Annotated in this window: 24 protein-coding genes; 12 read left to right on the top strand and 12 right to left on the bottom strand. The window is 44.2% G+C overall.

All coding sequences use genetic code 11. From position 1 onward, the window contains the following. Positions 1-69: 69 nt before the first annotated feature. Both J5A60_RS00360 and J5A60_RS00355 read left to right on the top strand, forming a co-directional pair. Entirely contained in the window at positions 70-696 is a 627-nt protein-coding gene (locus J5A60_RS00360; protein WP_005715604.1) for a YkgB family protein, read from the top strand. 72 nt (positions 697-768) lie between these two features. Continuing rightward, positions 769-1,644: an AraC family transcriptional regulator gene (locus J5A60_RS00355; protein WP_212510210.1), complete on the top strand. Its 876-nt coding sequence runs from the start codon at positions 769-771 to the stop codon at positions 1,642-1,644. 8 nt (positions 1,645-1,652) lie between these two features. On the opposite strand, the gene nudE is transcribed toward J5A60_RS00355, so the two are convergent. Next, positions 1,653-2,210 (bottom strand): ADP compounds hydrolase NudE, encoded by a 558-nt coding sequence (nudE, locus tag J5A60_RS00350; RefSeq protein WP_212510209.1) that lies wholly within the window; start codon positions 2,208-2,210, stop codon positions 1,653-1,655. Between the two features lie 87 nt (positions 2,211-2,297). Between nudE and yrfG the strand changes: the two genes are divergently transcribed. The 7 genes from yrfG to hemB all read left to right on the top strand — a co-directional run bounded on the left by yrfG (position 2,298) and on the right by hemB (position 7,312). Continuing rightward, on the top strand, positions 2,298-2,957 hold the full coding sequence (gene yrfG, locus J5A60_RS00345; protein ID WP_109859940.1) for a GMP/IMP nucleotidase: 660 nt from the start codon (positions 2,298-2,300) through the stop codon (positions 2,955-2,957). 12 nt (positions 2,958-2,969) lie between these two features. Next, positions 2,970-3,383, top strand: a complete 414-nt coding sequence (gene hslR / locus J5A60_RS00340; RefSeq protein WP_212510208.1) for a ribosome-associated heat shock protein Hsp15 — start codon at positions 2,970-2,972, stop codon at positions 3,381-3,383. A gap of 66 nt (positions 3,384-3,449) precedes the next feature. Further along, positions 3,450-4,325, top strand: coding sequence for an Hsp33 family molecular chaperone HslO (gene hslO, locus J5A60_RS00335; protein ID WP_212510207.1), 876 nt, complete (start codon positions 3,450-3,452; stop codon positions 4,323-4,325). Positions 4,326-4,620: 295 nt separating this feature from the next. Further along, complete coding sequence (gene tatA / locus J5A60_RS00330) at positions 4,621-4,851, top strand: Sec-independent protein translocase subunit TatA (protein WP_005715595.1); 231 nt, start codon at positions 4,621-4,623, stop codon at positions 4,849-4,851. Positions 4,852-4,854: 3 nt separating this feature from the next. Further along, positions 4,855-5,466, top strand: a complete 612-nt coding sequence (tatB, locus tag J5A60_RS00325) for a Sec-independent protein translocase protein TatB (RefSeq protein ID WP_212510206.1) — start codon at positions 4,855-4,857, stop codon at positions 5,464-5,466. Between the two features lie 37 nt (positions 5,467-5,503). Beyond that, positions 5,504-6,271 carry a Sec-independent protein translocase subunit TatC gene (tatC, locus tag J5A60_RS00320; protein ID WP_212510205.1) on the top strand — a complete coding sequence of 256 codons (768 nt, stop codon included), beginning with the start codon at positions 5,504-5,506 and terminating at the stop codon, positions 6,269-6,271. Positions 6,272-6,289: 18 nt separating this feature from the next. Beyond that, positions 6,290-7,312 carry a porphobilinogen synthase gene (gene hemB, locus J5A60_RS00315; RefSeq protein WP_212510204.1) on the top strand — a complete coding sequence of 341 codons (1,023 nt, stop codon included), beginning with the start codon at positions 6,290-6,292 and terminating at the stop codon, positions 7,310-7,312. A 107-nt stretch (positions 7,313-7,419) separates the two neighbouring features. Here the strand turns inward: hemB and glyS are convergent, their stop codons facing one another. From glyS to J5A60_RS00270, 9 genes are all read right to left on the bottom strand, one after another. Then, on the bottom strand, positions 7,420-9,486 hold the full coding sequence (gene glyS, locus J5A60_RS00310; protein WP_212510203.1) for a glycine--tRNA ligase subunit beta: 2,067 nt from the start codon (positions 9,484-9,486) through the stop codon (positions 7,420-7,422). A gap of 46 nt (positions 9,487-9,532) precedes the next feature. Continuing rightward, the gene (locus tag J5A60_RS00305; protein WP_212510202.1) at positions 9,533-10,003 is read right to left on the bottom strand and encodes an OsmC family protein; all 471 of its coding nucleotides are present in this window, start codon (positions 10,001-10,003) and stop codon (positions 9,533-9,535) included. Positions 10,004-10,246: 243 nt separating this feature from the next. After that, on the bottom strand, positions 10,247-10,612 hold the full coding sequence (locus tag J5A60_RS00300; protein WP_212510201.1) for an endonuclease domain-containing protein: 366 nt from the start codon (positions 10,610-10,612) through the stop codon (positions 10,247-10,249). Positions 10,613-10,617: 5 nt separating this feature from the next. Further along, positions 10,618-11,883 (bottom strand): histidine-type phosphatase, encoded by a 1,266-nt coding sequence (locus J5A60_RS00295; protein ID WP_212510200.1) that lies wholly within the window; start codon positions 11,881-11,883, stop codon positions 10,618-10,620. 85 nt (positions 11,884-11,968) lie between these two features. Continuing rightward, complete coding sequence (locus tag J5A60_RS00290) at positions 11,969-15,988, bottom strand: S6 family peptidase (protein ID WP_212510199.1); 4,020 nt, start codon at positions 15,986-15,988, stop codon at positions 11,969-11,971. A 66-nt stretch (positions 15,989-16,054) separates the two neighbouring features. Then, entirely contained in the window at positions 16,055-16,315 is a 261-nt protein-coding gene (locus J5A60_RS00285; RefSeq protein ID WP_109104240.1) for a hypothetical protein, read from the bottom strand. A 9-nt stretch (positions 16,316-16,324) separates the two neighbouring features. Then, a complete protein-coding gene (locus J5A60_RS00280; protein ID WP_212510198.1) occupies positions 16,325-16,975 on the bottom strand; it encodes an FABP family protein in 651 nt (216 codons plus the stop codon). A gap of 57 nt (positions 16,976-17,032) precedes the next feature. Continuing rightward, entirely contained in the window at positions 17,033-17,941 is a 909-nt protein-coding gene (gene glyQ / locus J5A60_RS00275) for a glycine--tRNA ligase subunit alpha (RefSeq protein ID WP_048749789.1), read from the bottom strand. Positions 17,942-18,082: 141 nt separating this feature from the next. Beyond that, positions 18,083-18,448, bottom strand: a complete 366-nt coding sequence (locus tag J5A60_RS00270; protein ID WP_212510197.1) for a helix-turn-helix domain-containing protein — start codon at positions 18,446-18,448, stop codon at positions 18,083-18,085. A 166-nt stretch (positions 18,449-18,614) separates the two neighbouring features. On the opposite strand from J5A60_RS00270, the gene J5A60_RS00265 reads away from it, so the two are divergent. Next, entirely contained in the window at positions 18,615-19,460 is an 846-nt protein-coding gene (locus J5A60_RS00265) for an SDR family oxidoreductase (protein ID WP_212510196.1), read from the top strand. A 114-nt stretch (positions 19,461-19,574) separates the two neighbouring features. On the opposite strand, the gene J5A60_RS00260 is transcribed toward J5A60_RS00265, so the two are convergent. Both J5A60_RS00260 and polA read right to left on the bottom strand, forming a co-directional pair. Next, complete coding sequence (locus tag J5A60_RS00260) at positions 19,575-19,892, bottom strand: cupin (protein ID WP_212510195.1); 318 nt, start codon at positions 19,890-19,892, stop codon at positions 19,575-19,577. 15 nt (positions 19,893-19,907) lie between these two features. After that, entirely contained in the window at positions 19,908-22,706 is a 2,799-nt protein-coding gene (polA, locus tag J5A60_RS00255) for a DNA polymerase I (RefSeq protein WP_212510194.1), read from the bottom strand. Positions 22,707-22,921: 215 nt separating this feature from the next. On the opposite strand from polA, the gene J5A60_RS00250 reads away from it, so the two are divergent. Both J5A60_RS00250 and J5A60_RS00245 read left to right on the top strand, forming a co-directional pair. Further along, the gene (locus tag J5A60_RS00250) at positions 22,922-23,470 is read left to right on the top strand and encodes a porin family protein (protein ID WP_048750585.1); all 549 of its coding nucleotides are present in this window, start codon (positions 22,922-22,924) and stop codon (positions 23,468-23,470) included. A gap of 120 nt (positions 23,471-23,590) precedes the next feature. Then, positions 23,591-23,821: a hypothetical protein gene (locus J5A60_RS00245; protein WP_048750586.1), complete on the top strand. Its 231-nt coding sequence runs from the start codon at positions 23,591-23,593 to the stop codon at positions 23,819-23,821. The last annotated feature ends 7 nt before the right edge of the window (positions 23,822-23,828 follow it).

The following is a 23,828-nucleotide window of genomic DNA, read 5'->3' as shown; positions in this document are numbered from 1 at the left end:
TCCATTTAGGTAAATAACCACTACATTTTGTATCATCCATTGAATGATGAAGTTCTATGAGGCTAAAAAATGAATGCATTAATTGAATTACTCGCGAAAATTGTTGCCCCGATGCAACGCCAATTTATTAACTTTATACGTATCGCCATTTGTATCGTTATGGTATGGATTGGTGGGTTAAAAGTATGTCAATATGAAGCAGATGGTATTGCCCATTTTGTCTCGAACAGTCCATTTTTAAGTTTCCTCTATAAAAACGGACCTAATTTAGTGCAAAACGATAAAGGCGAATTAGTAAAAGAATATACCCTTTATAAAAATCCCGAAGGTAAAATGGTGGCGAAAAATATTGAATGGCACAAAGCTAACGGGACTTACACTGCGTCTTATATTATCGGTGCAATCATTGTGACCATCGGCTTATTAACGTTAGCCGGAATCTGGTCTCCGACTTTCGGGCTACTCGGCGGTTTGCTGACGTTCGGTATGTCCATTGTCACCCTATCGTTCCTCATCTTCACACCGGAAACGTGGGTGCCTAATTTAGGGGGCGATTTGCCTACACCAAATTACGGCTTTCCATATTTATCCGGTGCGGGACGTTTGGTTATTAAAGATATTATTATGATGGCTGGGGGATTAGTTGCCGCTGCCGAATGTGCGAATCGCTACTTAAAATATAAAGCATCCGTCTAATTGAAACACCGATACGAAGCTTATCACTCTGTGATAGGCTTCTTCATTTGTTAATCAGGAGAAAAGTAGAACATGGACTATTTAGATCAGCTTGTCCGACAGTCAGGCATTGAGGGAGAAATCAATATCCTCTGTCGTTTTCAAGGTGACTGGCTAATCCATCATAAACAGGAACCGAATTTAATTGGCAGATTTCATATTGTGTCACGAGGGGAATGCCAAATTCGGCTGAAAGACCAAACCTGCCGGCTCAAACCGGGCGATGTCATTTTTCTACCCTACGGAGAAGAGCACGTTATTTATCACGGCACCGACACAGAAACACAAATTACCAAAACCACACAAGGTGTTTTTACATTACATCGCAATAGCTCAAGCGAATCTGCTGATTTTGAAATGTTTTGCGGTTATTTTCATTATTTAAACGTTGCGCAAAGTTTACTGTTTAATCTACCGCAGTGGCACCTTGCCGGAAATAACGATTCCATCATGGCCTTACTGAAATTGCTGCGCAAAGAAACAGAGGATAACCTCGGCAATGAAGTTGTCGTCAATGCGTTATGCAACATTCTTTTCACTTATTTAATCAGAGATTACCTTCAACACCATCAGGTCAATCAAGGCATCTTCGGCGCATTACAGGACAAGCGTTTAAGAAATGCCGTGAATGCCATCATAGCCAATCCGAAAGAAAGCTGGAGCATGGAGAGCTTAGCAGAAAGTTGCGCCATGTCGCGCGCCAATTTTATTCGTGCATTTAAACAAAAAACGGGCATTTTACCCGGTAAATTTCTCACTATAATGCGAATGAATATGGCAGGAATGTTACTAAAAAACACACAAAAACCGATTAGCGTGATTGCCTCGGAAGTGGGCTACCAATCAGACACCCACTTTACTAAAGTGTTTAAATCCTATTACGGCATTTCTCCGGGGAAATACCGATAAATACCAATTTATGGATTAACACAGGCTTTCCGTTGTAAATAATCCCGAAGTAAATAAAGTGCGGTCAGATTTTTCGCTTCATTGAATTCAGGGTCATACAACAATTCGTTAATGTTTGCCAACGGCACGCGTACCACTTGTAACGGTTCCGGTTCGTCACCTTCCAGCTTGCTCGGATAAAAATTCTGCGCCAATAAAATGTGCATAGGATTATTCATGAAGCCAACGGATGAATTAATCGTGCGCAAATGCACCCAAGATGTTGCGCCTAAACCAATTTCTTCTTGCAACTCGCGATTGGCACTTTGTTCCGGCGTTTCACCGGCATCCATTCTGCCCTTCACAAATCCTAACTCATAGCGCTCTGTTCCCATGGCATATTCACGCACTAACAACATATCCTCGCCATCAATCGCCACCACCATCACCGAGGCATATTTACCTGGGCGAAAACGTTCATAAGTGCGGTGCGTTCCGTTGGCGAATTTCAAGTCCACCGATTGAATTTCAAATATCGTTGATTTTGCTACAGTTTTTATATTGAGAATGGTTGGTTTTTGTAACATTGTTCTCTTCTTCCCTTGTTTTACAAACTACTGAAATAGCGATACCATACCCCACTATTTTTACAAAGAAAAGGGACCACAACAGGGATGGCGCAACAAAAATTTGACTGGCAAGCAATCGACACCGTGATTCTGGATTTAGACGGCACGCTAATCGATCTGTATTTCGATCACCGTTTCTGGAAAAAGGTGGTGCCGCAGGCGTATGCCGACAAATTCAAGCTTTCTGTGGAACAAAGTCGCGAACTGATCCATCGCCGTTATCAACAGGTGGAATTCAGTATGCAATGGTATTGCATTGATTTTTGGGCGAAGAATTTAGATTTACCGTTGCGCGAATTGTTACAACAACAGCGCGATTACATCAAAGTGCGGTCGGATGTTTATCCGTTTTTACAAGCCGCCCGCGAACGCCGCAAGAAATTAATTTTGCTCACCGACAGCCATCCGTTCAGTTTGGCAGAAAAACTAAAACACTGCGATTTAGCACCGCACTTTGACCTGTTGCTTTCCAGCCACCAGTTTAATGCGCCAAAAGTAGAGCAATCCCTGTGGCAACGTTTGCAACAATTCACGCCATTCGATCCGAGCCGAACCCTTTTTATTGACGACACAGAACCAGTGTTAGATAGCGCTAAAAAATTTGGCATTGCCTACACTATCGGCGTGGAAAATCCGGACAGTACCTTGGCGGACAAATCCTTCGAGCGTCATTTCTCCGTCAAAAACTACCGCACTTTACTGTAAGGACGCGGCAACATGGCAAAACATTCTCAAATAGAAGAAAAAGAAGCAGTACGTTTGGACAAATGGCTGTGGGCAGCGCGTTTTTACAAAACCCGCACACTCGCCAAAGAAATGATTGACGGAGGCAAAGTCCATTACAACGGGCAACGTAGCAAACCGAATAAAATCGTAGAAGTGGGTGCCACCCTAAAAATACGCCAAGGCAGTGACGAAAAAGAAATCGTTGTGTTGGCGCTTTCCACCCAACGGAGAGGCGCACCGGAAGCACAGCTGCTTTACCGAGAAACGGAACAAAGCATTGCCAATCGAGAAAAACTTGCCATGGCGCGCAAAATGAACGCGCTGTCCATGCCGCACCCTGATCGCCGCCCGGACAAAAAAGAACGTCGCGATTTACTTAAATTCAAACATCAAAACCAAGCATAAGCGCCACCTTGTAATCGAGAGAAACGCCCTTATATTTGGCGAACAACATTCAATTAGGAATAAAAGATGACCACTTATACTAAAGACAACGACCAACTTTATCGTTACTTGTTCAAAGACCGCGCAGTGCGTGGCGAATGGGTACGCTTAAATCAAACGTTCAACGACACCTTAAACACCCATCATTACCCGCAAGCCGTGCGCAATTTATTAGGCGAAATGATGGTCGCCACCAGTTTGCTGACCGCCACCTTAAAATTTAATGGCGACATCACCGTGCAAATTCAAGGCGATGGCCCATTAAAACTGGCGTTAGTCAACGGCAATGATCAGCAACAAATCAGAGCACTTGCCCGTTTACAAGGTGAGATTGATAACGGTATGAGCCTACACCAAATGATCGGCAAAGGCGTATTAGTAATCACCATTGCACCGAAAGAAGGCGAACGCTATCAAGGAATCGTACCACTGGACAAACCGACCATCAGTGAATGTTTGGAAGACTATTTCGTCCGTTCCGAACAACTCCAAACACAACTGATTATCCGCAGTGGTGAATATGACGGCAAACCGGTCGCCGCCGGCGTGTTATTACAAATTGTCCCGGATGGTTCAGGTTCACCGGACGATTTCGAACATTTAGCCACCTTAAGCGCCACCATTAAAGACGAAGAGATTTTTGGTTTAAGTGCAGAAGAATTATTGTACCGCTTATACCACGAAGAAACCGTTGAACTCTTCGCGCCACAATCGGTGACGTTCCACTGTGGCTGTTCGCAAGAACGTTCAGGCGCTGCCTTGTTATTAATTTCGGAAGAAGAAATTGACCATATCCTTGCTGAACACCAAGGCACCATCGATATGCAATGCGAATGCTGTGGCACGCATTATTTCTTCAATAAAGAAACGATTGAGAAATTAAAAGCAAGTTCGCAAGCTTAACCGCAAACCTACCTCATCTAAGGCGTACATTTTTAATGTGCGCCTTTTTCTTTTATTCCAATTACCACAGGCAAAAGTCTGCTCGGTTAAGTGCGGTGCTTTTTCCATTTATTTTTTACAATAAATCCATGCTGATAACTATTACGTTAAGCCTTATCCACCAAGGCATTAACCCAATATGAACTAAATCAAGAAATACAAAAATAATCCTGCCTAGCTATTGTTCAAACTGCGTAAAACGGGTATAGTTTTGCACGTTTTTTATTTATTACTTTTATAGAATGACGAGGTTTTTATGGGCGGTATTAGCATTTGGCAATTAGCGATTTTAGTCTTAATTATCGTGTTACTGTTCGGTACGAAAAAATTACGTACTTTAGGTACTGATTTAGGTGAATCAGTAAAAGGCTTCAAAAAAGCCATGAACGAAGAAGCCAAACCGGCTGATGCAAGTTTCGACAAAGTGGAACAAAAACAAAGCGCACAACCGGAACAAGAAAAAAACAAAGAAAAAGAACAGGCATAATCCGTGTTTGATATTGGTTTTTCCGAGATTGTATTAGTTTGCATTGTGGGCTTAGTAGTACTAGGCCCACAACGTTTACCGGTAGCGATTCGTACCGTAATGGGTTGGGTACGCACAATTCGCGGCCTGGCGGCGAACGTCCAAAACGAACTAAAACAAGAGCTGAAATTGCAGGAATTACAAGACAGCATCAAAAAAGCGGAAAGTTTAAACCTCAAGGCGTTGTCGCCGGAATTAGGCAAAACCGTGGAAGAACTTAAAGCTTCCGCTGACAAGCTACGCTCGGAGCTAGAACAAAAAGCCAATGAGACCAACACAACACTTCAAGATCAAATCAATGAATTGAAGCAGGTGCAGGCGGATAAAAGTGCGGCAGAAAATCTCACTGAATCGCTACACACAGAAACGCCCGCATTGGAAACTGTCGTTTTAGAAACACCAAAAGAAGAAACAACGGAAAATATAACCGCTCTTTCTCCGGCAGAACAGGCGGAGCAAGAAGAAATTGAATTAGACGAGAAACTCGCCTACTACATCAATCAATATGATCCGGACAACCCGCTACCGGCTCACACGGAATCGGACACGTCAGACAAAGCCTCAGACAAAAGTTAACTGTGCTTTGCGGGACCGCCTCACATCAGGATAACTTATGACCAGCGTTGACGATACTCAACCCCTTATCACTCACTTAGTAGAACTACGCAATCGCTTATTACGCAGCATTATTTTTGTTGCGGTGATATTTGTTGCGCTCGTTTACTTCTCCAATGAAATTTATAACTTTGTGGCGGCACCGTTAACCGAAAACTTGCCAAACGGTTCCAGCATGATTGCCACCAACATCGCCACACCGTTTTTCACGCCGATTAAACTGACCGGGGTTGTCGCTATTTTTATTTCCGTGCCATTTTTGCTCTACCAAATTTGGGCTTTTGTGGCACCGGCATTATATCAGCATGAAAAACGCCTCATTTATCCACTGCTATTTTCTAGCACGCTGTTGTTTTATCTAGGCGTAGCCTTTGCTTATTATATCGTCTTTCCATTAGTGTTTAGCTTTTTAACGAAAACAGCACCGGAAGGCGTCTCGATCGCCACGGACATCAGTAGCTACTTAGATTTTGTTCTTACCCTATTCTTGGCTTTCGGCATTTGCTTTGAAGTGCCTGTCGCCATCATTTTGCTGTGCTGGACAGGTGTCACCACGCCGGAAGATTTAAAAGCCAAACGTCCTTACATTATTGTGGGTGCCTTCTTTATCGGTATGCTTTTAACTCCGCCGGATGTGTTCTCACAAACTCTGCTTGCCATTCCGATGTGTTTGTTATTTGAAGTGGGCATTCTTTTCTCCCGTTTCTACCGTCCGCGGGAAGAAAATGAAACCGCTCAAGAAGAAAACAACACATCTAATCACTAATTGAATTCGGGAGATAATATGACACAACAAATTTTTACCGGTTTTCCAACCCGCCGTTTACGCCGTATGCGTAAACAGGATTTTAGTCGCCGCTTAATGGCGGAACATAAACTGACTGTTGATGATCTGATTTATCCCGTATTTATTATTGAAGGCGAAAATCATCGTGAAGCCGTGCCTTCCATGCCAAACGTAGAACGTTTAACCATCGACCAACTGTTAATTGAAGCGGATTTATTGGTGAAATACGGCGTTCCGGTGATTGCGCTATTTCCTGTGGTAGAACAGGCGAAAAAATCCTTAATGGCGGAAGAAGCCTATAACCCGAACGGCTTGGTGCAACGCGCAGTGAAAGCGCTTAAAGCCGCCTATCCGGAACTTGGCGTGTTAACCGATGTGGCGCTTGACCCTTACACCGTGCACGGACAAGACGGCATTATCGATGAAGAAGGCTATGTGCTGAACGACATCACCACCGAGGTATTAATCAAACAAGCCCTGTCCCACGCAGAAGCCGGCGCAGATGTGGTCGCACCAAGCGATATGATGGATGGCCGAATCGGCAGAATCCGCAACGCTTTGGAAGAAAAAAGCTTTATTAACACCCTCATCATGGCTTACTCCGCTAAATATGCCTCCAACTATTACGGCCCGTTCCGTGACGCTGTGGGCTCTTCCGGTAACTTAAAAGGCAGCGATAAAAAGACCTATCAATTAGATCCGGCTAACAGCGACGAAGGCTTACAAGAGGTGGCATTAGACTTGGAAGAAGGCGCCGATATGGTGATGGTGAAACCGGGTATGCCATATTTAGATTTAGTCTATCGCGTAAAACAACAATTCGGCGTACCAACCTTTGCCTACCAAGTTTCCGGTGAATACGCCATGCACATGGCCGCCATTCAAAACGGCTGGTTAAAAGAAAAAGAATGTATCATGGAATCCTTGCTTTGCTTCAAACGTGCCGGCGCTGACGGTATTTTGACTTACTTCGCCAAACAAGTAGCAGAGTGGTTGTATTTGGAAGGAAAGAATAAATAATTTCTTGATAGAAGATCTAAAGAAAAAGCCGAATAATCCTATTCGGCTTTTTTTATACGGAAAGTGCGGTGGAAAAACACATGATTTTGTGACCGCACTTTTATCTTTTATTGCAACAATGAAATATCCGCCACCTGTAAGAATAACCCTTGCAACGTGTTCAAAATGGCTAAACGGTTTTGGCGCAATTTTGCATCCTCCGCATTTACCATCACATTGTCAAAGAAGTTATCCACCGGTTGACGCAAGCCGGCGAGTTTATCCAACACCGCGGTGTATTCGCCTTGTGCGATTAATGGCTGAACCTCTTTCGCCAGACTTAACACGCTTTGCGCAAGCACTTGTTCTGCCGGTTCAACGCATAACGCCACATCAATTGTGCCAATGTCGTCTTCCGCTTTCGCCAAAATATTCGTCACACGTTTATTAGCAGCTGCCAAAGCTTCCGCAGAATCAAGTGTACGGAAATGTGAAACCGCACGCACACGCGCATCAAAGTCCGCCGGACGGGTTGGACGACGCGCCAATACCGCTTGAATCACATCCACTGCAATGCCTTCATCTTGATACCACGCACGGAAACGACCAAGCATGAAATCCACCACATCGGCGACCACATTTTGATTCGTAAGTTTATCACCGAAAAGTGCGGTGGATTTTTTCACTAAATCTTCCAAATCCAGTGGCAAGTTTTTCTCAACGATAATACGCAATGCACCTAATGCCGCACGACGTAATGCAAATGGGTCTGCGCTGCCTTTAGGCGCTTGTCCGATACCAAAGATACCCGTTAAGGTGTCAAATTTATCCGCTAAAGCGACCGCACTTGCAACGAGTGATTTTGGTAATTCATCGCCGGCAAAGCGAGGCATATATTGTTCGTTTAATGCCACCGCTACTTCTTCATCTTCACCGTCATGACGCGCATAGTGCATGCCCATCACGCCTTGCGTATCGGTGAATTCAAACACCATATTGGTCATTAAGTCACATTTTGACAGTAAGCCGGCACGTTTTGCTTTCGCTTCGTCTGCACCAATTTGTTTCGCAATTTCGCCTGCCAGTTGCTCAATACGGTCAGTTTTGTCTTTCAATGTACCCAGTTGTTGTTGGAACAACACGGTTTCTAAACGCGGTAAACGATCGACTAGTTTTTGTTTTAAGTCAGTTTTGAAGAAGAATTCCGCATCGGTTAAACGTGGGCGAACCACTTTTTCGTTCCCTTCGATAATCGCCGTTGGATCTTCCGGATTGATGTTCGATACAAAAATAAAGTGCGGTAATAATTTGCCATCTTTATCATAAATCGGGAAATATTTTTGGTCGCCTTTCATGGTGTAAACCAAGGCTTCCGCAGGCACCGCTAAGAAGCGTTCTTCAAATTTTGCCGCTAAAACATTTGGATATTCCACCAACGAAGTCACTTCCTCAAGCAAGCTTTCTTCAATGTCCGCTACGCCGCCAAGTGCGGTCGCTTTTGCTTGAGATTTTGCCAAAATTTCTGCTTTACGCTCGTTGAAATCGGCTACTACAGAACCTTTTTCACGTAATAATTGTGGATATTGGTCTGCATGTTGAATTTCAAATTCTTTCTCGCCTAAGAAACGGTGACCGCGAATGGTGCGTGCGCTTGCCACACCTAAAATTTCACCTTCGACTAACTCATCGCCTAACAGCATAGTCACGGTGTGAACCGGACGGATAAACTGCACGCTTTTGTCTGCCCAACGCATCGGTTTTGGAATTGGCAATTTTGCTAACGCGTTTGCCACAATGCCGTTAAGCAAGTTTTTAGTCGGTTGACCTTCAATTTTCGCACGGTGAACTAACCATTCGCCTTTATCGGTCGCAATGCGTTCTGCCTGCTCCACAGTAATGCCACAACCACGCGCCCAGCCTTCTGCTGCTTTAGTTGGTTTGCCTTCTGCATCAAAGGCTGCAGAAACTGCCGGCCCGCGTTTTTCGATTTCTTTGCTCGGTTGCTGTGTGGCTAAGTTCAACACTTTCACCGCCAAACGACGCGGCGCCGCAAACCATTCAATTTTGTCGAAGGTTAAACCCGCTTGGTTTAATTCCGCCTCAACGTTATCCGCAAAAGAGGTCGCTAATGTTTTGAGAGCTTTTGGTGGCAGCTCTTCTGTGCCGATTTCTACTAGGAAGTTTTGGGTTGTCATTTTGTTTTCTCTGGTAAGGTGCACCTTGGCACCATTTTATTTTAATTTAATCTTTTTCAATAATAGCTTCATATTTCACTGGAAAATTAAGTGAATTTGCAATAAAACACGCGTGATGCGCATTTTCATGTAATGCCAATGCCTTAACAGCATCCGACTCACTTGAAATTCTTACACGAGGTTTTAATGTTGCTGAAATAAAACGTCCTGCTTGTTCAGAACTGCCTTCATCCATAATTGCTATTGCTTCATCACGGTATTCTTGCACAATAATGTTATTAACAGCACAAAAATGTAAATACCATAATTTATGACAGGCAGAAATGGAGGCTAATAACATATCTTCTGGGTTCCAACGTGTTTTATCACCACGAAAAGCAGGATCAGCAGAACCTAAAATATTAGGTTTATTCAATGCCGAAGCAATAAAATCTCGCTCATACGCAGTATAAGAGGATGTGCCTCGCCCTAAATTCCCCACCCACTCTACGGTAGTTTGATAAGTATGTTGCTTCATTATATTTTCTTCGTTGTCACTTCTGCCAAATCTCCCCTAACCCCTCTTTGCTAAAGAGGGGATTGGATCTTTGCAGAATTAAATACCTATATTCTACTTTAACGTTTTTTTGAAAGCAGGTAATTTAATCTTTATTGAAATTAAAATGTAAATGAGTCAGTTACTATCAATTTACTCAAGAAATCCCCCTCTTTAGTAAAGAGGGGTTAGGGGAGATTTGGCAGAGCTACTTAACGCTCATACTCAATCCGCCCTTACATTCTCTAAAAATAAATAAATTTGCTCGACTACCGCTTCAATTTCACACATGACTTCATCATTGCTAAATCGCATCACCGTAAAACCAAGTGAATTTAATTGCGCATCTCGCAATGCATCTTTTTCCTGATAATCAGGTTCATAGTGCTGACTACCGTCCAATTCGATAATCAACTTTGCTTTTGCACAATAAAAATCAACGATATAACTTAAAAGTGGCTTTTGTCGATTAAATCGAAAACCTAATAATTGATCTCGATTGATGCGTTGCCATAGCTTTCTTTCCGCATCCGTTTGATCCACTCGCAATTTCTGCGAATTCTCTTTTAAGTATTTTTCATAGGGTTGCATGAAAGCTACTTCTTGCCGTTCTCAATCCCTTCACTCAACACCTGTTGAAACCGCTCATAATCACAAAAGCCCTTTTCATCTTTTTCACAGCCTTTAAGGGTTAATGCTGTTTGGTTTGGTGGTGTCGCTAAGCTCAGTGGCGTGATGTTAATTAGCTGCTCGGTGCTTTGATACACATAATCCAACTTAAATTTGAGATTGCCACTTGGCTTATGCTTCCACACTTCAAATAGTAACTTACCACCGATTGGGATATTTTCTAATGAATCATTCAACTCATAAGGCTCAACGCCTAGTGCTGCAAGCAAAGCGACGATATTCGAATCATGTCCAACCAATAAGCTAATTTTGTTTTCACTATTTAGCTGTTGCTGAATAAATGCTAACAACGGATATGAGGCATTTTGTGCTAACGCTTCGTTGTTTTTAAATAAAGTGCGGTAATATTCGTTTTTAATTTCATTAATCGCACGCCATTTTTCTTGGCTATCCACGCGACCGTTGGCGATTTCTGCATCAGGTTTGCCCACATAATGCGCAAGCAATAATGCACTGACAATTTTCTTTCCTGTGCTGATAGAGCCAGTAATCTTGACCGGCTTGCCATCTTTAATACTGTATTCACCGACTTTTCCACCTAAATCACATTCGCCTTTTTGTAAACAGTTTGGTGAATTTCTATAATCAATGATTTCACTCAATAGCGCATAATTTGGCGCTAATTTTTGCTGTAAAGCGGTTAAATCAACGTTATTTTTTGCAGATTCAATCAAGGCTTGACTTGGATTGTGCGCCTGCGTGTTAAAAATCGGATCTTTTTCTGAACCAATTTTACCATGATGTTGCAGTTGAACATTACAGCCCGCAAATGCACCGGCCACAATGGCTTGCCCTGTTGCAATGGTGCGTTGTACCCCATTGGCATAAGCGAAAATACCTTCACCCGATGCGCAACGTTCTGCAGTTAACAACCCTTTGTCTGCCAGCCACTGACCTAAATATTGCCCAAAATAGGTTTCTAGCACAGTGCCTTTTGCCGTGAGATAACCGGATGGCACATCCCATTTTGCCCAAGCATAGGGGGAATATTTCGCCATTTCCTGTGGATCTTTTTCCACCGGCGAGCGCAATCCATGACGACTAAAAATCAAGACTTTCTCAAGCTCATACTCTGCACTCGGTGTATTTGGGTGATGTTCCTCGGCAAATACACCGTCCGCAAAGGCAGAAACCAGCAAAAGTGCGGTCAGAATTTGAGGTGTTTTTTTCATCTTTTTTACCTTCCTAAATAAGAATAATTCAATAACAGCACAATGCTATCTTCTTTCATGTTTGTATTTGTCGGGTTCAACGGCTTTACCAACGATACCCGACTTTCAAACCAAACTGATGTTGTTTATCCAACTGTTTGCCGCGAGATTGGGCAGCATAACCGCCAACCTGCCAGCCACCAAAACCGGCACTTAAACCGATTTCTTGCTGCCAATAACGATCAAAACGTTGCATCAACGGTATTTGATTCACCTGTACGGCAAGCTTGGAATCGGAGGCATCCACATAATTGACGCTAAGTGATGGACGAAGGGTTACGCCTTGCCATGGCATAAACGAATAATCCACCGTCACGCCCGCTTGGTAAACATTAAAATTCGCGGCAGGTACATGAATTTCTGATTGCTCATATTGGTAATTTTCGCCGGAAATGTGGTAGCGATGAAGACTCATATTTGGTTTAACAGCAAGTTTGCCTAAATTGATTTGATACCCCACCCCTGCGCCTAAAGCGACAATATGGCGTTGAATATCCGCATCTTGCAATTTACCTCGAATTTCACCCGTACTTGAGCCATAACTCATGTCTGCTGTAATGTTCAAGCCGTTAGCAAAATCATATTTACCGAAAGCCGATAGCATCATCAGACGATTTTTGTTTCGGATATTATCATCAAAAGTATTCTTCGCTCGGGCATGAGAGAACAATAAACCGACGCGGTAGTTGTCATCAATATGTTGTGCCCCTAACTGGGTTAAATAGCTTTCTTGCTTGTAACCACGGAATTCATCTGCCTCATAACGACGAGAAGCACGAACCGTATTTGCCCATACATGAGATTGGCTCTCTCCAACAAGATGTTTATTTAATTCATCGATAATGAGCAAAGCGCCATTCACACTTGCAGATAACTCGGATAAGGCGCTATTTGAATAACGGCTGATCATCTCTTTTTGCGTTTGCGCATCTGCTTTGCGTTTTTGTTCGGCTTTACGTTTTTCTGCCTCGATTCGTGCAGCTTCCTCTGCTTTACGTTTATTTTCCGCAATTCGAGCTTCTTCCGCTTTACGCTTTTCTTCCGCAATTCGAAGTGCTTCCTCTAGCTTACGTTTCTCTTCAGCGGTTTTTGCCGCTTCTTCTGCCTTGCGTCTCTCCTCAGCAAGTCGTTTTTCTTCTGCTTTACGTTTCTCTTCGGCGATTCGTGCCTCTTCCGCTTTGCGCTTCTCTTCCTCTAAACGAGCCTGTTCTACCAACTCCAGTTCTTTTTTCGGATTATATAAACGGTAATCGTGATTATCATTTTTTAGCTCGTAGCGATATGTCCCCGCATCGACTTTGCCATTTGCCAAAGAAACCTTAACGTTATCGGTTTGAGCAGCATTTGTCAGAGTCAATAAACTGAGCTGTTGCAAGGTTTGAGGCTCTACGCCGGTATTGCGTACGTTTAACACAAAATCACCTGTTGCCAAGCCATTCACTGTCACATGTGCGCCTTTATTTTCTTGCAAATGAGTAGGATAACTAAACGTTCCCTTTCCGTTTAAATCACCTAGCACCGTAAGTTTCTTAAATGTTTGATCATTCGCTTGAGACGCGATACCCGAATCCAGTGTCACTTGCCCATTATTGAGGCTTAAATTACCGATTGTTGTACTGTTCGGTAACATCCAGTTTGCATTGTCTGACAAAGAAACCAAGGTATCTTTGCTGCCTTGAATTTGATGATCAAAACGAGCATTAATGAAGTTTAATTTTGCCTGTTCAGAAAGCGTTGCATCCCCCGTCAAAGTCGCATTTTCAACCGTTGCTGAGGCTTGGTTATTAAGTGAAAGGGCACCGGTTTGGGTGGCTTTATGTGCCAAGTGATATTGACTTTGCCCGTTTAACACCACATTACCCATAACATCTGCAAGTCCTACAACCGATAATTTCGCACTGTCATTCAGGACAAAATTACCATTGATTTTGCTGCGTTCAATGCTCGCAAAGACTTTATCAGATAAGGTTTGGTTGGCGCATTTCGTCAGCCCCGTCCAGTCAGAACGCGCACAAATGAAATTCGCCTGTTTGTCGGTCACACCTAATGTAGCATTGGCGTTGTTGCTTAATTGCCAATCGCCGTTTATCGCAGAAACGTTTCGAGAAACGACCGCACTTCCACCGTTAATGATGTATTTTTCCGCTTTAAAGGTACGGCTTAGCCAGTCATCATCCATTACCACTTCGCCTTGAGGTCGTCCAATGAGCGCAGGTCTATTCAAGTGGTTGTAAGCATGAGGCGTTGGGCGACCGCTAAAAACTAACGTGCCGTTTTCTTGTGTAACATTCCCGTTTAAATTGCTTCCGCCTGACAATAAAAAGACGCTATCGGCGTGCGTAGGTTGATAAACGACATTTAATCGACCGTTGTGAAGTGCCGCATTGGTTTCACCAAACCAGCCGTTAAACGCAGTGGCTTTTGATTGATTAATATTCTTTTCATTATTGATTTGTGCATTACCAAGAAGCGTGACGGTGGCTACCATGTCTTTGTTGTGGTTGACAATTTGTGCGCCTTCATCGGTATTTTGAATGCGATTAAAGGTAAGCGAATGACCGTTGAGATCTAAACGTCCACCACGGAAGCCGAAATAAATATTGTTTGGATTGACTTGGTCGGCACTTTCTAATTTCACCGTCGGGCGACCGCTCACAATGCCTAATTGCTTGAAGGCTTGTTTTTTGCCTTGTTCATCCGCTTGTTGATTTAAAACGACAACACCATCCCCTACACTGATATCACCAAGGTTTTCGCCTTTGCCATTAACCAACAACGTGCCTTGCCCAATTTTAGACAAACGATCGCCTGCCGGATTTTTGACTTTCCATGTAACCGTACTGCCTTCCCCCACTGAAACGCCAGCACCTTTCCAGGTTTCGTCAGTGGTAGGCTGCACCACAAAATCCCCTTCAAAGGTCAACCCACCGGCACCCTGATCGATATTATTTTTCAGGGTTATCGTGCCACTTTGCATATTTCCAAAGTAAATATTCTTACCGTGATGCTGTGCCGGCATATAAGGGTTTGGTCCGCCATATCCAAAAGATTCATCTCTGCCGGAAGAAGGCAGGCTGTAATTGGCCAGTGGTGTGGTCGTAACAACACGGCTACCTTTGGTTAAGGTGCCACTACCATTGCCGTCTGTTGCCCAGTCATAAGAGGCTGCTGTAGGTTCAAATACCGTGACCAAATCTCTTGCAATGATTTCATCCAAATAATTCTTACGTGCAATTTGGTAGGTATTTTCTTTGCCTTGGTAAGGGTGCCCGCTACGCAATACGCCGTTTATCAGCCATTTCCCTGCGGTTTTATCATAAATGAACATCGGGGAACCACTGTCACCGAAAGAGCCGGAAATTGGCAATACGCCATATTGGTTCGGATAACGCACATCACCACTTAAACTGACCTCACCATTGTTCGCCCAGCCTTGCATGAAAGTATTGCCTGCGGTTCTATAGTTATATGCGCTTGAAATCTCGTGATAATTGTCCTGATCATCACGCACAAATTGCCGACCGCTACCGATTCGCACCCGCATCGGATACTTGTCTAAATCGCTATAGGTGCTGCCATGCATATTTGGCACCATTTCTATCGGTGCTGCCTCTGTAACGAATTTGGCTAATCGAGGATTGTGATAATCCGTCATGTAAGGGTGAGTTGGGTCGTTTTTATAATTATTTCGTTTAACGATGTTATAAGCAAATCGGTGCTGATCAGGATTGCTACCCTCCATGCCAAAATCAACATTTCCATAGCCCACGTTGTGTGCCACGCTGACGATATATTGATCGCCAACTAGCGCTGCCACACCATTACGGCTAACCACCGAAAAATCCATCATCGGCGCATTTTGCATTATGGTACCGACAGACTCGCCCTTTTTATTCACCACCGCAATGTTTTGCGCACCGGGCGTAAACTTACCTTTATTCTCGGCAAAATCACGAAAATATTGATAATCCACACCGGAATAGACATGTCCGGCAAAAGCCGCTGGGGTTATGTTTAACGCCACAAACAGCGCAATAAATGTAGGTTGAGAATGTATCTTTTTCATAAAATGGATTTAATAAAATTGAACGAGGTTTATCAAAATTTAGCGAGTTTAAGCATGGTGCTCATATCAAGCAAAAACGGTTTTTAATTGGGTTTGATCCAAGATAACGCGATCATCGTCCAACAATAACGCAGGGAAGCCGGCATAACCTTGTGCTTTCGCCTCATCAAATGCAGGATGACGATCACGTAAACGCAACCATTGTTTCAAATTAGGAATAGAAGATAAAACTTCCACTTTCTCATATTCCACACCAAGGCGTTTTAATTCCGCCACAAACGGTGCTGTATCGGGACATTGCTCGGCATAATAAAGAATAGGTTTCATCGCAATACCTTACTTTTTATTTGCCACAGCAAGTGCGGTCGGATTGAGTATCGGTTCACCGATTTTGGTTAAACGGTTACGATCGCGATGCTCAAACGGCTTGTCGTAATTCGGGATAATCATCGTGGTAATTTGATCGTAAGACCACGTGCCATCCTCATGAATTTTCACCGTAATTTCATAGCTTTCTGTGGTGAAGGATTGCTCTAAAAACGGATTAGAGATAATGCCATTCGTTAGAGAGCCGCGCACGGCTTTTAGCGTAAATTCTTTGGCATCTGCCGCCGCATTACCGGTGGCAATGAGGCTTTGTCCACGAGGAATACTTAACGACAAGGAAATATTGCCTGTTGCCGGTTCCCATAACCAATAGCCTACTTGATCGTGAAAGGTTTCCACTTCATCAGGCTGCACAATATGCGTGTGATAGCGCAAACCGTAAAATAATTGTGGTCCATTGGTTTGCGCATCAATTGGTTGCAATTCGTAATATTCGATATAAGGATCTTTCACCGCCCCTTCGGCTTTCGGGTTGATATCCAACCCGCGCTTACCTTCCCAAATTCCCGCCATAGGCGCTAAAGGCCCTAAATTTGCCAGCGTGTTTTCATCCGGTTCAGCTTCGGTGTAAATATCGTCCGGATATTGAAAATCTTTCATGATGTTCTCCTTATATCTATCGTCCTGTTAACACATAAAGTGCGGTGACTTTTCGCTTTATTTTTTACAACCCGGGAAACCTAAGGCTTCACGGCTGGCATAATAGGCTTCTGCCACACCTTTGGTTAACGCACGAATGCGTAAAATGTAGCGTTGACGTTCAGTAACAGAAATTGCTTTGCGCGCGTCTAACAAGTTGAAGCTGTGTGCTGCTTTTAAGATGCGCTCGTAAGCCGGCAATGGCAGCGGACGTTCTAATTCCAATAAGCTTTTGGCTTCTTTTTCATATTGATCGAAGCAATGGAATAAGAAATCGGTGTCGGCATATTCAAAATTGTAGGTGGATTGTTCCACTTCGTTTTGATGGAACACATCGCCATAAGTGGTTTTGCCCAGCGGGCCATCAGACCAAACTAAGTCATACACGGAATCCACGCCTTGAATGTACATCGCCAAACGCTCTAAACCGTAAGTCACCTCGCCGGTAACCGGTTTACATTCTAAGCCGCCCACTTGTTGGAAATAGGTAAATTGGGTCACTTCCATGCCGTTTAGCCACACTTCCCAGCCCAAGCCCCATGCGCCTAAGGTTGGGTTTTCCCAGTTATCTTCCACAAAACGAATGTCGTTTTTGGTCGGGTCAAAACCAAGCATTTCAAGGGAACCTAAATACAATTCTTGAATATTATCCGGAGAGGGTTTAATCACCACTTGGAATTGGTAGTAATGCTGTAAACGGTTTGGGTTTTCACCATAGCGACCATCGGTCGGACGGCGTGAAGGTTGCACATAAGCAAACGCCATCGGTTCCGGACCCAACGCGCGTAATGCGGTCATCGGGTGAGAAGTCCCCGCGCCCACTTCCATATCAAAGGGTTGCACAATGGTGCAGCCTTGGTTCGCCCAGTATTCTTGTAAGGCAAGAATCATGCCTTGGAAAGTTTTTACATTAAATTTTGTCATAATATGTTCTGTCTATTTAGGTGGAGAAAATGTGTGCCATTATACTGAAAACACGAGGCAGGATAAAGGAAAGGCGGAAAAAAGTGCGGTGGAAAAAACACTTGGATTTTTAACCGCACTTTAGGAATCATCGTGTAGTAAATCCTACGGATTAGCCGCCTGCTTTTTTGCCAAAATTCCGTCAAGATTTGTTTCCAACCAATCCACCAACTCAAACATTTTATTGGACGCCTGAGAACCAAACTCCGTCAAGGTGTAATCCACTTGTGGTGGTACTGTATTATAGGATTTGCGAATTAACATGCCATCCGCTTCGAGTTCCTGCAAGGTTTTTGTCAACATACGTTCACTCACACCATCAATAGCTCGGCGAAGTTCACTAAAACGCTTGGTGCCGGAATGCAAACTCACTAATACTAATGCGCCCCAACGACTGGTTAAATGCTGCAAAATTTGCCGGGAAGGACAGGCAGAAGCCAATACATTACCACGCTCAATACTTTTTTCCATTTTTATTTCCTTAAAAATCAATAGATTAAAAATTATTTTCAAAAAATTTCAAAACTTACGTTTATGTAAGTACTTCTCAAAAGTAAGCATTGAAATATAATACGTCACATCAAGCGAACAATCAAATGTTCAAACATCATTTCAACTTAACGAGAAGGAAAACATCATGACTACTAAAACTATCGCAATTACCGGTGCAACAGGTCAATTTGGCGCAATCGCGTTAAATTTATTAAAAGCCAAAAATGCCAAAGTCATTGCACTTGTACGTTCCCCGGAAAAAATTTCCGGCGTAGAAGCCCGCAAATTTGATTATTCAAAAACAGAAGGGCAAGTAGAAGCGTTACAAGGCGTGGATACGTTAATTTTGGTGTCAAGTAATGAAATCGGTCAGCGTTTTGTGCAACATAACAACGTGATTGAGGCCGCGAAAAAAGCAGGCGTGAAACACATCATTTACACCAGCTTACTCGGCGCCACCAACGACAATACCGTGAAATCCCTTGCTGGTGAATACGTTGAAACCGAAGCTGCCTTAAAAGCCTCCGGTATCACTTACACCATTTTACGCAATGGCTGGTACACCGAAAACTACACGGCTTCAATTCCGGCAGCATTAGCAAACAATGCTTTCTACGGTTCAGCAAAAAACGGCAAAATTTCGTCTGTACTCCGTGCAGAACTTGCTGAAGTAGCGGTAAATGTTGCATTAAGTGAAGGTCATGAAAACCAAACTTACGAGCTTGCCGGATCAACCAGCTGGACGTTAGCTGATCTTGCAGCAGAAATCAGCAAACAAACAGGTAAAGAAATCCCTTACGTGGATATTCCGGCAGAAGATTACGCTGCTGCGCTTGTTCAAGCCGGTTTAGATGCCGGTTTTGCAGGCTTAATTGCACAATGGGATGTGGATGCGTCAAACGGTGCATTATTCTCAGAAGACAAAACCCTTGAGAAATTGCTTGGCCGCACAACAGCAGGTTTGGATGTGGCGGTGAAACAGGCGCTGTAATTGTTCATTTGATCTGTGTCCCTTAGATTGGCGCTCCTCAAAAACAATTGGCAAAAGAATAAAAAAGAGCGGTCGATATAAAAACATTTTTAAAACCGACCGCTCTTTTTATTTTTAAACACTCCCCGCCTTTTCAATCACCAAAATCCGTGCTTCGCCTTGCGGGTGCGCGACGTGTTCGGTGCCGATGCCGGCATAGAAAATATCGCCGGTTTCTAGCAACACTCTTTTGGCTTCGCCGCGTTCTTTGTAGTGCATTTCCACCACGCCGTCCATCACCGCAAAGACTTCCTCGCCATCATTGATATGCCATTTATAAGGCTCATCCGTCCAATGTAACCGCACGCTGATGCCATTCATTTCAGTGATATCCAAACCACCCCAAGCGCGGGTGGCGGTAAAATCTGCGCTACAGATAATTTTGTGTGCCATGTTCTCTCCTTAACCTTAGTGGGCTTCGTCCCAATTCTCGCCCACGCCGACATCCACAATCAGCGGCACCACAAGCTCAGCGGCCGCTTCCATATGTTGTTTGATGAGCTCGCTAAAAAACGCGATTTTTTCTGACCGCACTTCAAACACCAATTCATCGTGCACCTGCATGATCATGTGAATATCCGGATTATCACGCGTAATTTCATCCAATTTAATCATGGCGCGTTTGATGATGTCGGCGGCGGTGCCTTGCATTGGCGCGTTAATCGCAACCCGTTCTGCGCCTTTACGACGCATGGCGTTGGAAGAATTGATTTCCGGCAAATACAAACGGCGTCCGAACAAGGTTTCCACATAGCCTTGCGCTTTCGCCTTCTCACGAATGTCGTGCATAAAGGTTTGCACGCCCGGGTAACGTTGGAAATACAAATCCATGTAGCGTTGCGCATCCGCGCGGGAAATCCCAAGCTGACGGGAAAGCCCGAAAGAGGACATACCATAAATCAGCCCAAAGTTAATGGCTTTCGCGTTGCGGCGTTGTTCGCTCGTCACCTGTTCCAACGGCAAACCGAAAATTTCCGCCGCGGTGGAACGGTGAATATCTTTGCCTTGCGCGAACGCATTAATCAAACCGGTATCGTTGGACAAATGCGCCATAATGCGCAGCTCGATTTGCGAGTAGTCTGCGGCAATAATTTTATAACCGTCGCGGGCAATAAAGGCTTGGCGAATGCGACGGCCTTCCTCGTTACGAATAGGAATATTCTGCAAATTCGGATCACTGGAAGAAAGCCGCCCGGTTGCCGTTACGGCTTGATGGTAAGAGGTGTGCACGCGCCCGGTTTGCGAGTTCACCATTTGCGGCAATTTGTCGGTGTAAGTGGATTTCAGTTTGCTCAAACCGCGATGTTCCACCAACACTTTCGGCAATTCGTGGCTGTACGCCAGTTCCTCCAACACTTCTTCATTGGTGGACGGTGCGCCTTTCGGCGTTTTTTGCAACACCGGCAAGCCGAGTTTATCGAACAGAATGTCTTGCAACTGTTTCGTGGACGCCAAATTGAACGGTTGCCCCGCCAGTTCGTGCGCCTGCATTTCAAGTGCGGCCAATCTTTCGGTAATTTCGTTGGACTGCAGGAACAGTGCATCAGAATCAATCAGTACGCCGCAACGCTCCATACGCGACAACACGCCAAGCAACGGCAATTCGATGGACTGATAGAGTTCCACCAAACTGGGTTGCGACTGAAGTTTTTCCCACAACACTTGTTGCAATTTCATGGTCACGTCGGCATCTTCCGCCGCGTATTCGCCTGCTTGCTCTAGCGGGATTTGGTTGAACGTCAGCTGATTTTTCCCTTTGCCGGCAATGTCTTCAAAGCCAATGGTTTGGTGCCCGAGATAACGCTTAGCTAAGTCGTCCATGTTGTGTCGACCGGTGCTGTCCAAGGTGTAAGAAAGCAACATGGTGTCGAATTCAATGCCCTGCAACGCAATGCCGTTGCGGGCGAAAATGGTCATATCAAACTTGAGATTCTGTCCGACTTTACCGATATTCGGATTCTCTAAAATGGGTTTGAGGGCACCAAGTGCGGTGCTTTTTTCGAGCGTTTTTGGCGCTCCGAGATAATCCAAATGCAACGGTAAATACGCCGCTTCGCCATTTTCTAACGCAAAAGACACGCCGACCAACTTAGCGGACATATAATCCAGCCCGTCGGTTTCGGTGTCCACCGCGATCAGTTTCTCGGCACTCAATTTTTCCACCCAACGAGCTAAATCCGCTTCAGTCAGAATATTTTCATAGCGGCTGCGGTCAATCTTAAATTTAATGGAATTTTCAACCGCACTTTCATTGGTTTTGACTGCCGGCGTCGCTTGATAAGGGTTAACTTTCACCGATTGCGTCGGTTGAGTTACGGAACTGGCGCCGTTCATCACCTCGCCTAGCCAGCGTTTGAATTCATACCGCCCGAAATATTCGATTAAGGCATCATTGTTGCTGTCACCAAGCGCAAGTTCTTGCGGAGAAAATGCCAATGCCACGTCGGTTTTGATGGTTGCCAACGCGTAGGACAAATCTGCCATGTCTTTTTCAGCAAGCAATTTTTCACCGAGTTTCTTCGCACCACGAATCGGCAGTTCGGCGACTTTATCCAGATTGGCATAAATTTGTGCCATGCTGCCGATGCCCTGCAAAAGCCCTAGCGCTGTTTTTTCGCCTACGCCGGAGACACCGGGAATGTTGTCGGAGCTGTCGCCCATCAATGCCAGATAATCAATAATTAACTCCGGCGGAATACCGTATTTTTCAATCACGCCATCACGATCCAGCAAGCTGTTGTTCATGGTATTAATCAACATAATGTTGTCGTCCACCAGCTGTGCCATATCTTTGTCGCCCGTACTAATAAGTACCTTCTGCCCGTTTTTTGAGGCTTGGCACGCCAATGTGCCGATCACATCATCCGCTTCTACGCCTTCCACCACCAACAGCGGAATGCCTAATGCCCGGATCATGTCATGCAACGGCTGAATTTGTTTGCGCAGATCGTCCGGCATCGGCGGACGGTGAGATTTATATTGCTCAAACATTTCATCGCGGAAGGTTTTGCCTTTGGCATCAAACACCACCGCAATATGACTTGGCTGAACCTGTGAGATCAAGCTTTTCAACATATTCAGCACACCATACATGGCGCCTGTCGGTTCACCGTTGGAGTTGGTAAGCGGAGGGAAAGCGTGAAAGGCGCGGTATAAATAAGAAGAACCGTCCACGAGGACAAGGGGATTTGCAGCAATTTGAGCCATAATCATCTCATGATGTTGATAAAATGTTGTCGCATTATAGCGAAAATCGAACAAGGGCGCATGAGAAATCCCCTTGAAAACAAGATCAAAAGACACCGAAAAAACAGACCGCACTTCGTCTTTCAAGCTCCTTGATATCACCAAAGGATCTTGATCCTTATAGTAAAAATGCCTATACTCACACCGTTTTTTAACTCAATCAGACAGAGGGTCTTATGAAAAAATTAACACTTTTAGCACTTAGCGCGGTTGTTCTTGCTTCAACTTCCGCAGTCGCATCTGATTTCACCGGTTTCGGTGTAGGTGTTGGCGTAGGTACAACCAAATACGAAGATGCAAAACGCATCTCAAACGTAGATTTAATTGCGGACTATGGTTTCAACCATAGTGAAAATGTTGTAGGTATCGTTGAAGGCAAGCTCAAACCACACAATTCAACATTAGTGGATGACGCTGACACTAAAGTACAACAAAAAGGCCGTTTAGGTGTAGGTTATTTGCTAGGCTACCGTGCGACCCCATCTGTGTTGCCTTATGCAAAAGTAAGTGCTGAAATCGTAAAATTTGATGCAACAGATCACTACGATGGACTAGTAATCAAAACCACCGAAACAAAAGCCGGTTATGGTTTAGGTGCAGGCGTAAAAGCGAACTTAGCACCAAACTTTGAATTAGGTTTGGAATATTTACGTACTAGTCACAAATTTGATGGTGAAAATGTTAAAGGTAATACCTTCAGCACCAATGCATCTTACCGTTTCTAATGTAATGTAACTTAAATTTTATTGCGCCGAAGGAAAACCAACGGCGCAATTTTTTTGCCCAAAAAATCCTGTTTAAACTTTTCCACATCTTTTCTTATTTGGTGTAAAATCCGGCCGCTTATGAAATTTCAACCCTTAAAAACAGTGCTTTTTTCGACCGCACTTTTCACCACAAGCGCCTGTGGCACGGTAGTAAAACTCGTGGATCCGACAGAACCTTATCGCGCTTATGCCGGCACAAAATACGATGTCGAGATGACAATGCGCTGGGGCTTACCGATTTTGGATGTGCCATTGTCTTTTCTGCTGGATACGGCACTATTGCCTTATGCGTGGTCGCAAAGTGAATAATCAATGA

It is taken from the genome of Aggregatibacter sp. oral taxon 513 (assembly GCF_018128305.1).
Classification (GTDB): Bacteria; Pseudomonadota; Gammaproteobacteria; order Enterobacterales; family Pasteurellaceae; genus Aggregatibacter; species Aggregatibacter segnis_A.
Note: the sequence above shows the minus strand (reverse complement) of the source record. Positions and strands in the feature narration are given on the sequence as shown.

Coding starts and splice junctions, on each gene's coding strand:
- J5A60_RS00245 (WP_048750586.1), top strand. CDS start 23,591: ATGAAATTTCAACCCTTAAAAACAGTGCTTTTTTCGACCGCACTTTTC.
- J5A60_RS00260 (WP_212510195.1), bottom strand. CDS start 19,892: ATGGCACACAAAATTATCTGTAGCGCAGATTTTACCGCCACCCGCGCT.
- J5A60_RS00250 (WP_048750585.1), top strand. CDS start 22,922: ATGAAAAAATTAACACTTTTAGCACTTAGCGCGGTTGTTCTTGCTTCA.
- tatA (WP_005715595.1), top strand. CDS start 4,621: ATGGGCGGTATTAGCATTTGGCAATTAGCGATTTTAGTCTTAATTATC.
- nudE (WP_212510209.1), bottom strand. CDS start 2,210: ATGTTACAAAAACCAACCATTCTCAATATAAAAACTGTAGCAAAATCA.
- J5A60_RS00280 (WP_212510198.1), bottom strand. CDS start 16,975: ATGAAAGATTTTCAATATCCGGACGATATTTACACCGAAGCTGAACCG.
- J5A60_RS00300 (WP_212510201.1), bottom strand. CDS start 10,612: ATGCAACCCTATGAAAAATACTTAAAAGAGAATTCGCAGAAATTGCGA.
- J5A60_RS00305 (WP_212510202.1), bottom strand. CDS start 10,003: ATGAAGCAACATACTTATCAAACTACCGTAGAGTGGGTGGGGAATTTA.
- hslO (WP_212510207.1), top strand. CDS start 3,450: ATGACCACTTATACTAAAGACAACGACCAACTTTATCGTTACTTGTTC.
- glyS (WP_212510203.1), bottom strand. CDS start 9,486: ATGACAACCCAAAACTTCCTAGTAGAAATCGGCACAGAAGAGCTGCCA.
- J5A60_RS00285 (WP_109104240.1), bottom strand. CDS start 16,315: ATGAAACCTATTCTTTATTATGCCGAGCAATGTCCCGATACAGCACCG.
- hslR (WP_212510208.1), top strand. CDS start 2,970: ATGGCAAAACATTCTCAAATAGAAGAAAAAGAAGCAGTACGTTTGGAC.
- J5A60_RS00360 (WP_005715604.1), top strand. CDS start 70: ATGAATGCATTAATTGAATTACTCGCGAAAATTGTTGCCCCGATGCAA.
- J5A60_RS00270 (WP_212510197.1), bottom strand. CDS start 18,448: ATGGAAAAAAGTATTGAGCGTGGTAATGTATTGGCTTCTGCCTGTCCT.
- hemB (WP_212510204.1), top strand. CDS start 6,290: ATGACACAACAAATTTTTACCGGTTTTCCAACCCGCCGTTTACGCCGT.
- J5A60_RS00295 (WP_212510200.1), bottom strand. CDS start 11,883: ATGAAAAAAACACCTCAAATTCTGACCGCACTTTTGCTGGTTTCTGCC.
- J5A60_RS00355 (WP_212510210.1), top strand. CDS start 769: ATGGACTATTTAGATCAGCTTGTCCGACAGTCAGGCATTGAGGGAGAA.
- J5A60_RS00265 (WP_212510196.1), top strand. CDS start 18,615: ATGACTACTAAAACTATCGCAATTACCGGTGCAACAGGTCAATTTGGC.
- polA (WP_212510194.1), bottom strand. CDS start 22,706: ATGGCTCAAATTGCTGCAAATCCCCTTGTCCTCGTGGACGGTTCTTCT.
- tatC (WP_212510205.1), top strand. CDS start 5,504: ATGACCAGCGTTGACGATACTCAACCCCTTATCACTCACTTAGTAGAA.
- yrfG (WP_109859940.1), top strand. CDS start 2,298: ATGGCGCAACAAAAATTTGACTGGCAAGCAATCGACACCGTGATTCTG.
- J5A60_RS00290 (WP_212510199.1), bottom strand. CDS start 15,988: ATGAAAAAGATACATTCTCAACCTACATTTATTGCGCTGTTTGTGGCG.